Consider the following 274-nt stretch of genomic DNA (forward strand, 5'->3'; position numbering starts at 1 on the left):
CACGTTCGACATCGACACGCGATGAACGTAGTTCAAGCACGATACGGCAAGCGTTTTCGTGGTCTGACTCATCATGGATATCCGTTACCCATGGTAACTTTTTATCCATCATGAGTTTAGCGATTTGCTCTTGAATCTTATTGCCTGACACTTGATAGGGGAGCGCGTCGATGATGACTAAATTCTTCTCTTTTGGGTCAATATGGAAAGTGGCGCGCATTTTATAACTGCCACGACCGCTTTCATACATCGCCTGCAAGTCTTTTTTACTGGT

1 protein-coding gene is annotated in these 274 nt (G+C 44.9%); it reads right to left on the reverse strand.

The window, feature by feature from the left end; genetic code table 11:
- Nucleotides 1–274, reverse strand: a 274-nt coding sequence (locus V7D75_RS03150) for a DNA gyrase subunit A (protein WP_442968912.1), incomplete at both ends; no start/stop codon positions are given.

The organism is Psychrobacter sp. (genome assembly GCF_036731945.1).
Classification (GTDB): domain Bacteria; phylum Pseudomonadota; class Gammaproteobacteria; order Pseudomonadales; family Moraxellaceae; genus Psychrobacter.